13 protein-coding genes and 1 pseudogene are annotated in these 12,930 nt (G+C 60.9%); 9 read left to right on the plus strand and 5 right to left on the minus strand.

The window, feature by feature from the left end:
- Positions 1 to 25: 25 nt before the first annotated feature.
- The 3 genes from M0D68_RS12095 to M0D68_RS12105 all read right to left on the minus strand — a co-directional run bounded on the left by M0D68_RS12095 (position 26) and on the right by M0D68_RS12105 (position 3,566).
- Entirely contained in the window at positions 26 to 1,246 is a 1,221-nt protein-coding gene (locus tag M0D68_RS12095; RefSeq protein WP_266224331.1) for an FAD-dependent monooxygenase, read from the minus strand.
- A gap of 61 nt (positions 1,247 to 1,307) precedes the next feature.
- Positions 1,308 to 1,775 carry a cupin domain-containing protein gene (locus tag M0D68_RS12100; RefSeq protein WP_200650986.1) on the minus strand — a complete coding sequence of 156 codons (468 nt, stop codon included), beginning with the start codon at positions 1,773 to 1,775 and terminating at the stop codon, positions 1,308 to 1,310.
- A gap of 12 nt (positions 1,776 to 1,787) precedes the next feature.
- Positions 1,788 to 3,566 (minus strand): CocE/NonD family hydrolase, encoded by a 1,779-nt coding sequence (locus M0D68_RS12105; protein ID WP_266224333.1) that lies wholly within the window; start codon positions 3,564 to 3,566, stop codon positions 1,788 to 1,790.
- Between the two features lie 277 nt (positions 3,567 to 3,843).
- On the opposite strand from M0D68_RS12105, the gene M0D68_RS12110 reads away from it, so the two are divergent.
- The 4 genes from M0D68_RS12110 to M0D68_RS12125 all read left to right on the plus strand — a co-directional run bounded on the left by M0D68_RS12110 (position 3,844) and on the right by M0D68_RS12125 (position 8,017).
- On the plus strand, positions 3,844 to 4,419 hold the full coding sequence (locus M0D68_RS12110; RefSeq protein ID WP_093633692.1) for an NADPH-dependent FMN reductase: 576 nt from the start codon (positions 3,844 to 3,846) through the stop codon (positions 4,417 to 4,419).
- A gap of 61 nt (positions 4,420 to 4,480) precedes the next feature.
- Positions 4,481 to 5,341 carry a fumarylacetoacetate hydrolase family protein gene (locus tag M0D68_RS12115; protein ID WP_093633693.1) on the plus strand — a complete coding sequence of 287 codons (861 nt, stop codon included), beginning with the start codon at positions 4,481 to 4,483 and terminating at the stop codon, positions 5,339 to 5,341.
- 244 nt (positions 5,342 to 5,585) lie between these two features.
- Entirely contained in the window at positions 5,586 to 6,854 is a 1,269-nt protein-coding gene (locus M0D68_RS12120) for a threonine/serine exporter ThrE family protein (protein WP_093633694.1), read from the plus strand.
- A gap of 227 nt (positions 6,855 to 7,081) precedes the next feature.
- On the plus strand, positions 7,082 to 8,017 hold the full coding sequence (locus tag M0D68_RS12125) for a hypothetical protein (RefSeq protein ID WP_266224335.1): 936 nt from the start codon (positions 7,082 to 7,084) through the stop codon (positions 8,015 to 8,017).
- A gap of 25 nt (positions 8,018 to 8,042) precedes the next feature.
- On the opposite strand, the gene M0D68_RS12130 is transcribed toward M0D68_RS12125, so the two are convergent.
- On the minus strand, positions 8,043 to 8,147 hold the full coding sequence (locus M0D68_RS12130; RefSeq protein WP_266224337.1) for an alcohol dehydrogenase: 105 nt from the start codon (positions 8,145 to 8,147) through the stop codon (positions 8,043 to 8,045).
- A 142-nt stretch (positions 8,148 to 8,289) separates the two neighbouring features.
- Here M0D68_RS12130 and M0D68_RS12135 point away from each other — a divergent pair, with 142 nt between their 5' ends.
- The 3 genes and pseudogenes from M0D68_RS12135 to M0D68_RS36620 all read left to right on the plus strand — a co-directional run bounded on the left by M0D68_RS12135 (position 8,290) and on the right by M0D68_RS36620 (position 9,502).
- Positions 8,290 to 8,727 (plus strand): carboxymuconolactone decarboxylase family protein, encoded by a 438-nt coding sequence (locus M0D68_RS12135; RefSeq protein WP_266224339.1) that lies wholly within the window; start codon positions 8,290 to 8,292, stop codon positions 8,725 to 8,727.
- A 67-nt stretch (positions 8,728 to 8,794) separates the two neighbouring features.
- Positions 8,795 to 8,965, plus strand: a pseudogene (locus M0D68_RS36615) (NAD(P)H dehydrogenase); the annotation flags it as partial.
- A gap of 105 nt (positions 8,966 to 9,070) precedes the next feature.
- The gene (locus M0D68_RS36620) at positions 9,071 to 9,502 is read left to right on the plus strand and encodes a cupin domain-containing protein (RefSeq protein ID WP_308187589.1); all 432 of its coding nucleotides are present in this window, start codon (positions 9,071 to 9,073) and stop codon (positions 9,500 to 9,502) included.
- Between the two features lie 30 nt (positions 9,503 to 9,532).
- Here M0D68_RS36620 and M0D68_RS12145 read toward each other — a convergent pair whose 3' ends face one another.
- A complete protein-coding gene (locus M0D68_RS12145) occupies positions 9,533 to 9,853 on the minus strand; it encodes a hypothetical protein (protein ID WP_244179322.1) in 321 nt (106 codons plus the stop codon).
- A 450-nt stretch (positions 9,854 to 10,303) separates the two neighbouring features.
- Between M0D68_RS12145 and M0D68_RS12150 the strand changes: the two genes are divergently transcribed.
- The gene (locus tag M0D68_RS12150; RefSeq protein WP_200619447.1) at positions 10,304 to 11,422 is read left to right on the plus strand and encodes a porin; all 1,119 of its coding nucleotides are present in this window, start codon (positions 10,304 to 10,306) and stop codon (positions 11,420 to 11,422) included.
- Between the two features lie 145 nt (positions 11,423 to 11,567).
- The gene (locus tag M0D68_RS12155) at positions 11,568 to 12,923 is read left to right on the plus strand and encodes an MFS transporter (RefSeq protein ID WP_266224343.1); all 1,356 of its coding nucleotides are present in this window, start codon (positions 11,568 to 11,570) and stop codon (positions 12,921 to 12,923) included.
- The last annotated feature ends 7 nt before the right edge of the window (positions 12,924 to 12,930 follow it).

Here is a 12,930-nt window from a genome sequence, read left to right on the forward strand (position 1 = left end):
GCCCGTCACCGTTCTCCGACACGCTCTAGATCGGCTCCGCGAGGCGCCGTTCGTGCGGCCGCGGCTGCGGGTCCTGAAAGGCAGCGCGCATTCGCTCATTGCGCAGTTCGCAAAGGACGGGGTCGTCGAGATTGCCGTCCTGTCCGATCTGGTGCGAGATGTCCTGCACGAATTTGCATCGCTCGTAGCGGCGCTCCATGAACCTCGCGAGCGTTTTCTCCACGCCCTCGCCTTCCGCGATCAACTCTGCCAGCACGACGGCGTCCTCGATCGCCATGGTCGCTCCTTGCGACACGTGTGGACCGGAGGCATGCGCGGCATCGCCGATTAGCAACACACTGCCTCGATACCAAGGCGATGGGATGATGACCTCTTCGATCGGACCATAGATGACGCGCGCCGGGTCTTCAATCTGTTCGCGGATCTGTCGGACGAGAGGCGCAGTAAATGATTGCAGGCGTTCGCGCAGCAGACGTGGAAGCTGATCGGCGTCGAAGCGCGGATTGCCGGGTTCATTGGTGACCAGCAGGAGATACATCTGGTCCTTGGAGACCGGCATGATCCCCGCTTTGACCCCCACGCCGAAATACATGATCTGATGGTCGATCTCAGCAGGCCGGGTGGTCGTAAAACGCCAGACACCGTGGCCCGTGTATTGAGGGTCGAACTGACTGCCGAATAGCAGCGTCCGGATCCGCGAGCGGATACCGTCTGCCCCGACGACGAGATCGTATTTTTCGCGGGAGCCATCGGTCAGCGTCACGTCCACCTCGTCGCCGACCTGTTCAAGCGCCTGCACGCTCAACCCCAGCCGAATCCTCGCGCCAAGAGCGTTAGCCGTCTCGGTCAGGATGCGGTGCAGCGCCGTGCGCGGCAAACCGTTGACGGCAGGAATATCCGGACTTGCGATCCGCAGCAGCTTCATCCTGGCAATGAACCCGCCGTCACTGTCGTTCATCACGTAGTAGTCGATCTGAAGCCCTTCGGCGAGACAACGCTCCATCAGGCCAAGACCGTTCAACGCACGCAGCGCATTACCGGGCTGGATGATGCCCACACCGTAGACGTTGTGTTCAGACTTGATCTCGACGATTTCAGCCTGAATCCCCCGGCGCCCCAATGCGACGGCCAGTGACAGACCGCCGATGCCTCCACCTACAATCAGCACCCGCCTAATCGGCTTCATCATATTTCCTTTCATAGTGTTCAACTGCTGAGGATCTTCATTCATAAATTTGCGAATCATGCAGGCAGTGCGGCAATAAATCACCGGCAGGTGGTCCGTACCGACTACCGGTGTCTTTGCGTCATCCGACCGCGGTCATCGCGTCGCCCGCGATCGTCACCGGCGCGGCATCGATCAGGACAAAAGCGATGACACATGGCGCATCACCTCGATTGACCCAGTTGTGAATCGTGCCGCGCTGCACGAGCACATCTCCAGCGCGCAGCACCACGGCCTCATGATCGATTTCCATCGTAATCTCACCGGCGAGCACGATGGCGTAGTCGATCGAATCGGTCCGATGATTGCGCGGCGCGACACCCGGCGCGTATTCGATGACACGGAAGACCGAGCGCCCCTTCATTGCAGTACCAACGATCTGTTTCGCCCCGTCGTTGGGGTCGTCGTTATCGGCCGGCAACGCCGCCGACCAGATATTGCAGACCGTGGCGCCTGGACGGAAGCTGACAACATCCTTGGACGATTCGTCGATCAGGATCGTGGCCTCGCCGTTCGGCTTGTGTCCGGTGACTACCCTTCGAATCTGCATTGCCTGCTCCTCTCAATCGTTAGTTCCGGGGATATGGGGAAGCGTCAGATAGGACGCACGGGTCCCGCCGGTCAGAATGCGACTGCTGCCCTGGAAGGTCGCGCCGCCGCGGTCGGATGCATGCTTGTGCAGGATCCGGCCGGGAATGTCGGGGAACTCGAAATCCTTGCCCATGATGGTCAACACCAATCGATAGCCCTTCGGAAAGACCATCGACGTTGGCCAGATCTCGACGTCCACTTCATAGAACTCACCCGGCACCAACGGTTCGACCCGGTCATGAGCGTGGAAGGGACGTAGCGCATTGCTCCGCTGTGGATCGAGCCTGCGATGCGACGCGCGCAGCCAGCCGCGCGACACGGGAGACGCTTCGTGCGCACCATTGATGACGAGCTCCTTGCCGGCCGGATCGACGATACGCAAGACGGCAAACAGGTCCATGTCCTCCGTCGATGAAGACACCCAGAGATGGGCCGTGATGAAGCCGGTAAATTCTGTATCGACTGCAAAGGGTGCTGTCGTGAAGCTCACCCCATCTCCCATCGCGTCGAAAATCGCGCTGCACTCCTCTGCGGGACAATCGGTGGAGAGCATCCCCGACGCGACGTCGAGGTAGTGGCGTGTGGGTTGCGTCTCCGGCAGCGGGAACGACGACGCTGTGCGCACCCGATCGCCTCGAGGATCGCGCACAACGAGCCGCACTTCAGGCTCGTTCTGCCAGCCGTTCTGCTCATCGCGCAGAAAATGATTGAAGAAGCGCTTCTGCATGGCGACGTATTCGGGAAGATAGAACCCCTCCCAGTGCTTGCCGACGTGCAGGGAGAGCCACTTCTGCTGCGAACCCGTTCCGAGAAAACCCTCGATGTTTCCGCGCAGATGCATGCCGGGCCCGCCCCAATTGCCGGCCGACAGCACCGGCACCTCGATACGATCGAGCACCGGCGTCCGTTCGCGCCACCAGGCGCTATCCAGCGAGTGCCGCAGGATATCGGCGACGTAGTCAGTGCGATTGGCGATGAGTTCCTGCTCACTCAATGCTTCTTCGCCGGTGACACGCTTGCCGGTTTCCCGTTCCCGATGCGGTGAGGCGCCATTGCCGTGCTGCACGGCGAGACATTGCTTCGGCCACCAGTAATTAGCGAAACCGCTGCTCAGGATGCCGCCGTGATGCGTGCTGTCGCGGTAGTAGTCGGTATAACCCTCCCACGGGCAGATCGCTGCCAGATGAGGTGGTCTCAGCGTCGCGACGCGCCACTGCGTCACGGCGTAGTAGGAAATACCCAGCAAGCCGATTTTGCCGTTCGACCAGGGTTGCCGGGCCGCCCATTCGATGGCGTCGTAGTAGTCCACGATCTCGCGCGGCGAGCGAGGATCCAAGTAGCCGGGCGACTTGCCGCTTCCCCTCGAATCGATCTGGATGATCACAAAACCATCAGGAACCCAACGCTCAGGATCGGCCGTTTCCCAGCGAAGATATTTGCCCGTGGAGCCGTTGCTGCAAAGGTCCGGATACACGCTGACTAGCTGATCCCATTGCGTCTTGAAGCCGTCCTCGAAATGGAGATCCTTGCCGTATACGCCCTGCGCCATGATCACAGGAAAGTTGCCTTCTGCGTCCGGACGGAATACGTTCGCACGCAGAACGAGCCCATCGCTTACGGGAATCGGAACGTCCTGCTCGAAGATCATGCCGTAGGAGTTTTTATGATCCAGCTCGCTTCGTTCCAATCCTGTTTCTTCAGTCATCCTCATCCTTATCTCCACTTCTTTGCACTGGACCGATGCCTTCATCGGTCGCTGTTCTGAACAGCCCGGAACACGTAGCCCATCCAGACCGTGGACGACACCGGTCGCCCATGCTTTCGTGCAATATATTCCCCATAATGGGAATATGTCAAGACGGTACTCGCTCCTTCGCTGGCTGTCCTCCCTCACGGAACAACAGCCTCGACGGCGAAGAGAAATCCGGCTTCCATGGAAGCCTTAGGATTTCAGTTGAAAAATTCCTTATTTTAGGAATAAACTGACGGCAGCACGATCCGCTAACAACAGAACTGGAGAACTTGGAATGTCTGATCGACCCGTTTTACTTGGGATCTCGGGAAGTCTGCGTAAGGCCTCGCACTGCACGGCGATCCTGAAGAACATCGTCGATGCCGCTGAGAGCCGCGCGACGCTCGAAATTTTTCCGCTCGACGCTGTGCCCTTGTACAACCAGGATCTCGATAACGAATCGCCTCCCGAGTCGGTGACTGCCCTGCGGCAGGCAATCGAACGCGCGGCAGGTCTGGTGATCGTCACGCCGGAATACAACTACGGCATGTCCGGTGTTCTGAAGAACGCGCTGGACTGGGCATCCAGACCCTACGGAAAATCAAAGCTGAAGGGGAAAGCCGTGCTGACGCTCTCGGCATCGCCGGCCTTTACGGGAGGGGTGAGAGCGCAGGCGCAACTCAACGAAACGCTGCTCTCGAACGCTGCTTTACTCGTATTGCGTCCGCAGATTGTCATCGGCATGGTGCATGAAAAAATACGGGATGGTCGGGTTGTCGATCAGGAGACCGCAAGATTTATTTCCGAAGGATTGAACGATCTGCTCCGCGATATCGCCAGCAAAGCAACAGTCGCTGATCAGGAAGCCTGAACCATGGCAACCGGGATAACCCCGGCAGAGTCGTCGTCTCAATCGACGCAACGGAGATAACATGAAACTTCTGTCTTACGAGTTCGAAGGTGCTTCCCGTCTAGGGGCGCTCGTCGATGATGGTGTCGTCGACATCGGCAGGCGGCTGGGTGTGAACAGCCTGCGCCACCTGCTCGAAGCCGGGAAACTCGGCGCGGCGACTGAACTCGTTGGAGCACAGCCCGACCACGTCCTGGGCGACGTGGCCTTCCTGCCGCTCATCCCGGACCCGGCCCATTTTTATTGCGTCGGCGTCAACTATGCGGATCATTTGAAGGAGGTCCAGGATGCCGGCATCGTACGCCCGAAACCGAAGCACCCGTCGCTGTTTCCCCGCTTTCCGGAATCGCTGGTCGCGCATGACCGGCCTCTGCAAATACCGAAGGTATCGGACGAATTCGACTACGAAGCAGAACTGGCTGTGGTCATTGGAAAAGGCGGGCGCTATATCGATGAAGCCGACGCGTTGAATCATGTCGCCGGATATACCTGCTTCAACGACGGCAGCGTGCGCGACTGGCAATATCATTCGAGCCAGGTGACCTCGGGCAAGAATTTCTGGCAAACCGGTGGGCTTGGTCCGTGGCTTGTCACGGCAGACGAGATCCCCGATCCGGGTTGCCTCGACATCAAGCTTTTGCTCAATGGCAAGACGCTTCAGGACAGCAATACCCGCCACCTGATCTTCAATGTCGCGCAAATCATTGCTTATGCTTCGGCACTCATCCCGTTGAAACCAGGCGACGTCATTGCCACCGGTACACCATCGGGTGTGGGTTTCTCCCGCACGCCGCCGATTTTTATGAAAGCCGGCGACATCTGCGAGGTCCAGATCGAGAAAATCGGTACCTTGCGGAATACGGTCGAGAAGGCAGTCGGCTAATCCGTTCGCCGCGCAGGCTGCCTGGCGGCAGGCGCGGCAGTGCGTGCTTCCCTGCGGCAGCGCACACTTCGGCGTCGTTCGCATCGCGCGCAAGCGGCGCCAGAGTTCCAGCTTTATGTAATAGTCACCCTGCGCCGCACTCACTACTATCAAAGGATATTGAACAACGCTGACGGTGCCCCCGCGACGCCCATCCAGCTTCGCGATCCCGAACATCCAGACCGACACAATCCTTTGAGCCGGCATGAACCAAGACGCCCTCCCTCGCCAAGGCCCCATAGACGAAGTGGACACCGTCTCATTGGCAGCCTCACTGCTATTCACGCACGGGCAGACCACGGAAAGGACGGTCGTCGCGGCGCAGCAGTTCGGGCGCACCCTTGGCGTACCGGTCAGGGTGTTGCCACACTGGGACGAACTCGTGGTCGAGCTTGACCACACCTCCTTCTCGGAAATTGTCCCGGCCGCGCCGCTAGGCGTCGACATGGGCAAGGTACTCGCCGTCCAGACAATCGTGCATCAGGTGTGCGACGGCGCCATGTCGACCACAGACGCCCGCCCGGCGCTCGTAGCGGCAGAGCGCATGCCACCCGTCGCGGTACTCCGCTTTGCTCTCTTCGCGGCCATCGGCGCTGCGTCGCTCGGCGTGATCTACGGCGTGTACGATGCGGCGAGCCTGGCGCTGATCGCCCTGAGCGCAGGCGCGGGGGCCCTGATCCGTCGCTGGCAGGCAAAGCTTGGCAGCGACCCTTTCCTCGAACCGCTGACCGCGGCCACGCTCGCCGGTGTGATCGGCGCCCTCGCGGGTCGCTTCCACCTGTCAGACGCGCAATCGCTCGTCGCGTTTTGCCCCTGCATGGTGCTGGTTCCCGGCCCGCATATCCTCAACGGTGCGATCGATCTTGCACGCACCCGGATCACCCTGGGTGTCGCGCGGCTGACCTATGCCGGTCTCATCGTGCTGATGATCTGTACGGGCCTGCTGATCGGGACGGCCGCCAGCGGCGGCGCGCTTCAGGCCGGGATGTCCGCGGCCGCGCCCGCGCCCTTCGCGGCCGATGTCCTCGCCGCAGGATGCGCGGTCGCGAGCTTCGGGACTTTCTTTTCGATGCCGTGGCGCCTGCTGCCGCTGCCAATCGCCGTCGGCATGCTGGCGCACGCCGCGCGCTGGGCGCTCGTCTCGATCCTGAGCGCCAACGCTGCGATAGCGGCGTTTTTCGCCTGCCTTCTGGTGGGCCTGATCGTCGCGCCGCTGGTCGATCGCCTGCGCCTGCCGTTCGCCGCCGTCGGCTTCTCCGCGGTCGTCTCGATGATGCCGGGCTTCTACCTGTTCCGTGCCGCAAGCACGCTGCTTGAGTTGGTCGCCATCGGACCGCGTGCGTCGGCCGACCTTGTCCCGGCCCTCGTTGCGAACGGCGCCACGGCGTTCCTGATTATCCTGGCGATGACCGTGGGACTGGTTCTGCCTCGCATGCTGTATGCGCGGTTCGCGACGGCGCGCTCGGCGTTTTGAAGGACCTTCAGACCCAAACCGCGGCGAATGCTTGTTGCCTGATCCGAAAAGTAGGCAGCTTCCGGGCGACAACCATGCGACTGTCCCTTTCGCTCGGAGCAACAACCGTCACGAAGTTCTCGCACAACCTACGGTAGTCTGTCGGGAATGGTTCAGCAGCGGCGGGTCTGCGCATCGACTCCGCCAGTACGACAACGGTTATCGACACCTGATGGAGGGTACTTACTGTGGCTACGAACAATGGCGGTACGCTGTATGTCCTGCAGGCACGTCCACCGGCAATCATCGCTCTGTCGCCGGACGGTTCACACGAGGTCGTTCTCGCGAACCTCACGCGCACGCCCGACGGCATCAAGGTCGATGCTGAAAGCCAGATGGTCTACTGGACCAACATGGGAACCGGCATCCATCTGGTCGACGGCGATCCGGCTTCAGGCGCCGTTCCCCCGAACGACGGCACGATCGAAAGCGCGAAGCTCGACGGAACCGGGCATCGGGTGCTGGTGCCTTCCGGTAAGGCCGGAACGCCCAAGGAAATCGTGCTGGATAAGGAAGGTGGTCACCTGTACTGGTGCGATCGCGAAGGCATGCGGGTCATGCGCGCGCGGCTGGACGGCTCGGAGGTCACTGAACTCGTCCGCACCGGAAACTTCCCGGACGATACGCACGACGCGAAGCGCCATTGCGTAGGCATCGTCCTGGATAAGGCAAACGGGCATGTCTACTGGACACAAAAGGGCGCGCCGGATGCCGGCGAGGGCCGCATCTTCAGGGCGGGCCTTGAGCTGCCGCCTGGCGCGACACCCGATCGGCGCCCGGATATCGAATGTTTGCTGGCCGATCTGCCCGAGCCCATCGATCTCGATATCGATCAGCGCGACACCATGCTTTACTGGACGGATCGTGGCGACGATACGCATGACGGCAATACCCTGAATCGCGCAAGAATCACAGCGTCCGGACTGGTTGATCGCCAGGTGCTCGCCCGCGAGCTGAAAGAAGGGATTGGCGTATCTCTGGACTCCCGCGGGCGCCGTGCATTCGTGACCGATCTGGGCGGCAATGTGCGCGAGTTGGACATCGATATGAACGAGGAGGCGCATTTCACTACCGTTGCTCATCTGGGTGTGCTGACCGGTATCGACTACGCGGAAGACATCTGAGTCGGATCCCGCAGAACCGCCCGGCTCAACGCGCCTGACGGGCCGGCCTGAACAGGATTTCGTTCAGGCCGGCATCGCCCGGTTGGCCCATCGCGAAGATCACCACGCGGGCGAACGATTCCGCGGGCATTGTCACCCACTGTAGCCACCCATGGCACACCGACACAGTGGCTACCTAAAAATAGACAAAATCGGTCATTTAATAACACCAGTCGAGCGCCTAATCTTCACTCATCGGCCCACGAAGTGGGTCCAACCCCAAGGAGTGAATCATGGAACAACGTCTCGACTTCTATAAAGCCAACCCCGCTGCCATCAAGGCGATGCTCGGCGTCGAAGAACGCATCGGCAAATCGGCCCTCGAAAAATCGCTCACCGAACTGGTCCGTCTGCGCGCCTCGCAGATCAACGGCTGCGCATTCTGCGTCGACATGCACACCACCGACGCCCGCAAAGGCGGTGAGTCCGAACGGCGTCTCGCCACCGTCGTGGTGTGGCGTGAAACGCCCTTCTTCACCGACCGTGAACGCGCGGCGCTCGAATGGACCGAAGCGCTCACGCTGGTGTCGCAAGAACACATACCCGACGCCGTGTGGCAAGCCGTTCGCCCGCACTTCAGCGACGAGGAACTGGTCGACCTGACGCTGCTCGTGTCCGCCATCAACGCATGGAACCGTTTTTCGATCGCGTTTCGCAAGATCCCGGCCTAAGCGCGCCGCCGCCCTATCCCAGCGCCCCCTTTCTGCATAACCCGGAAGGAAACAAGTCATGAAAATCATGCACGTCGACGCGAGCGCCAAACGCGAGCGATCCAACTCGCGCGCGTTGAGCCAGCATTTTCTGGAGCGCCTGCGTGAAGAAGGTCTGGATATCGAGGTCGACTACCTCGACGTCACAGTCGATACGCCGCCGCATGTGAACGAAGCATTCGCCATCGCGACCTACACGCCGTCGCATGAGCGCACGCCTGCCATGAAAGCACGGCGAAGCCGGAATCGGCCTCAGCATTGGAACAGGACAGCGATGTTCTGGCACTCAGCCAGGAGTAGCCGCATGAAAATTCGTACGCTGACGGCGACAGTAGCGCTCGCCGGTCTTTCCCTCGCGGGACTCTCGCCAACCGTCTTCGGCGCGGATACGGCCGCAGGACGCGAGACGATTACGCCCGCGTTCACTGAGGCGATCGCCAACGTTCCGGGTAAAACGATGACGGCGCTTGTCGTCGACTACCCACCGGGCGGGAAGTCGCTACCGCATCGGCATGGGCAGGCGTTTGTGGTCGGCTACGTGCTGTCAGGTGCGATCCGCAGTCGTATCAACAATGGCGAGGAGCACGTGTTTCATGCGGGCGAATCCTGGACCGAGAAGCCCGGCGCGCATCACACGGTCGGCGAAAACGCGAGCGATACCGAACCCGCGAAGCTGCTGGCCATTTTTGTGGCGGACACAAAGGATAAAAAGCTGGTGACGTTCGACAAGCAATAAACGCGTAACGTGAGCTGCAGCCGCGCCCGCCTAGAACTTCGGATGACACTCAAAATTCACTGACGACGCGTGCGCGGTCATCATCTCCACGCCGCTCACCGTTTCAGTCGTGACACTGCTCTGCATGCCGCGACGCTCGCAGTAGTCGCGCGCCTCGCTTATCGCGTGTTCATGCGCGCGAGCCCAGGCCATCTTCCCGCCGGTCGCGCTCGCCGCTACCGTGTAAGTGCCGGGTTTGTCGGTCGTGACGACATCGGTCGTCGACGCGCAGCCCACGAGGCTCGCGCACGCGACCACTGCAGCGATGAGCGCCCGCCCCCGGTTCGACAACAAGCTTCCGCTCTGCGGCATTTCGGACGCTCGCTCCTGATCGAGCACGGAATCTGACATATGGTTGAACATATTCGCCCACATTTTTTAACCATTTTTCCAATCTCGAAATTATGCGCAATCAGGCGCGTCAGATCAGCCTCGTCACCCGAAAACACTGTTGCACACGCCTGAACAATCGCCCGTAGTCCACGCCAGGTAGGGACTCCGCAAGTCCACGGCATAACGGATCAACATCGCGTCCCCGCGGGCCTAAACCCTGTTTTTGCGCCTCTTCCGTTTCATGCAATTTCTGCACTCTCTTCATACGAACAATGCACTGGCTTTATTCCGCCAGTTGACCGAAATTAGCACGGTCATTCCATTTTGCGGTGCGCAGGATTCGGGTCGCAGAACCCTACCCGCGATAACCCCGCAGCAAGACTGTGCAATCGAGTCCGCAGCAGGCGGATATAAAAAGAGGAGACATGCATGCGTTTTATCAATCACGGCGTTTGCGGAGCCACGCTGATTCTTGCCGCTGGTGGCGCCGCGGCCGCCGAGTCGAGCGTGACCTTGTACGGCGTCGTCGACGCGAACATCCAGTATCTCGACAACGGCGGCGTGCATTCGTATGCCGAAAAGAGCGGCGGCTCGACGGGCTCCCTGTTCGGGCTGAAGGGCACGGAAGACCTTGGTGGCGGCCTGAAGGCGCAGTTCAACGTCGAAACCGGCTTTAACGTGAACAACGGCGGCTTGTTCGCCGACACCTCGGCGCTCTTCTATCGTCAGGCATGGGTCGGCCTGAGCCACGACCAATACGGTTCGTTGACCATGGGACGGCAGTACGAGCCGAGTTTCCGGGTCATCTATCCGTCCGATCCGTTTCGCGCGAACGAAGTGTTGTCGCCGTTCTCGGCCAACGTCCTCGCAGTCGACCGCAACACGCTGTCAACGCAATACGATTCCGGGCGCGCCAGCAATTCGATCATGTATCAATCGCCGGATATGAAAGGCCTGAAGTTGTACGGCATGTATGCGTTCTCCGCCACGGTGAGCCAGCCTATACCGGCCACGACCGGCAACATGCTGAACGTCGCGGCCACTTACTCGGGCTACGGTTTCTACGCGGGTCTTGCCTATGTGAACCAGCATCCGGGACAGGAAACCATCGCCGGCCTGCCCACGTCGCTGAGCCTGCTGGGCACCGAGCACTTCATCGGCGCGCTCGCCTACCGGATCGGCATCGTGAACTTACAGTTCAACTATTCTTACAACCGCGCGCAGGACCCGGCGCCTGGGTCGCTGGCCGCGCACCTCGGCACCGGCCATTCGCTGAGCATTGCAGAACTGGGCGCAACAATTCAGGCAACCCCGGCCGATACGATCACGATTGCCGGCGTTCAGCGCAGCGTGCGCGGCGCGCATGACAATACGTCGAGCATCGAAGTGGGCGCCGACCATTCGATCTCCCAACGTACGAGTTTCTACATGCGGGCGGGCTACATGAAGAACAACGGCACCGCGACGGTGAGCTGGCCGGGCGTGACCGTGACCGCCCCCGGAACCAGGCAGATTCTTGCAACGGTGGGTATGACGCATCGGTTCTAAGACGGATCGCCACCGCCGGGTGACGCGGGAGCGTCGCCTGGCGGCGGGCGCTCCCGAGGCAAAACACTTTCGGAATCGCGCTCCACCGACTAGTCTGTATGCACATCAAGCAAACAGACCGGACGCTGAACCGGAGGAGACGTCGATGGATATCGAAGCACGCACCATAACCCGCGTGACGGTTCGGCTCGTACCGTTCCTGATCGTCTGCTATTTCATTGCCTATCTCGACCGGGTCAACGTCGGTTTTGCTGCACTGCAGATGAACAAGGCGCTTGGTCTGTCGGCCAGTGCGTTCGGCTTCGGCGCCGGCATTTTCTTCATCGCGTATTTTTTCTTCGAAGTCCCTTCCAATCTTCTGCTCGAGAAATTCGGTGCGCGACGCTGGATCGCCCGGATCATGTTCACGTGGGGGATCCTTGCCGGCGCGATGGCCTATATCCCGGACATCGCACGCATGACCGGCCTCTCGCCCGCGCACGTGTTTTATGGCTTGCGCATTCTGCTGGGCGTGGCCGAAGCGGGTTTCTTCCCCGGCATCATTTTTCTGCTGACGCTATGGTTTCCCGCCGCCTATCGTGCCCGCGTGGTCGGCTATTTCATGGCGGCGATTCCGCTCTCCACGGTAATCGGCGGCCCGATTTCCGGCGCCCTGCTCTCGATGGATGGACGCGGTGGATTAGCCGGCTGGCAATGGGTCTATCTGATCGAGGCGCTGCCCGCGCTGGTGCTCTCGTTCTGCGTGCTGTTCTATTTGACCGACAAACCGGCGGACGCCACCTGGCTTGCCAATGACGAACGTGACTGGCTGGTCGCCCGTCAGGCTCAGGAACGCGAGCATCGTGAGGCCGTGCGCACGTTCAGCGTGAAGGAAGCGCTGTTCAATCCGCGTGTGCTCGCCGTCGCGCTCATCTATTTCGGTGCGAACGCAACCAACTACGGCCTCAGTTTCTTTCTGCCGCAGATCGTCAAGTCCTTCGGTCTCACCAACCTGCAGACCGGTTTCGTGACGTCCTTGCCTTACATCGTCGGCGTGGTCAGCATGATCTATTGGGGACGGCATTCGGACCGCAAGCTCGAACGCAAATGGCACGTGGCGATTGCGTTGCTGGTCGCGGCCGGCGGCATTGCGGCGGCGGCCGGGCTCGACAATCCGGTGCAGAAGATGATCGCGCTTTCGATTGCCGGCTTCGGCATCTTCGGCTGCCTGCCCGTGATCTGGACCTTGCCGGCCGCGTTCCTCTCGGGCGCGGCGGCGGCGGGCGGTATCGCCGCGGTCAATTCTCTCGGCAATCTGGCGGGATTTTTCGGCCCGTACGCGATGGGCTGGATCAAGGACAGCACCGGCGGCTTCGGCGCCGGTCTGCTGTGTCTGTCGGGCGCGGGACTCGTCGGCGTGGCCGCCGTGCTTCTGCTGCATCACGACACATCGCTCGAGGCGTCGTGCAGTCTTCCGGATGCCGGCGCGGCAGGCCGGGAGAAAGTTGCCAGGCCGTCCTAGCTGCGTC

The organism is Paraburkholderia sp. SEWSISQ10-3 4 (assembly GCF_030464785.1).
GTDB lineage: Bacteria > Pseudomonadota > Gammaproteobacteria > Burkholderiales > Burkholderiaceae > Paraburkholderia > Paraburkholderia aspalathi.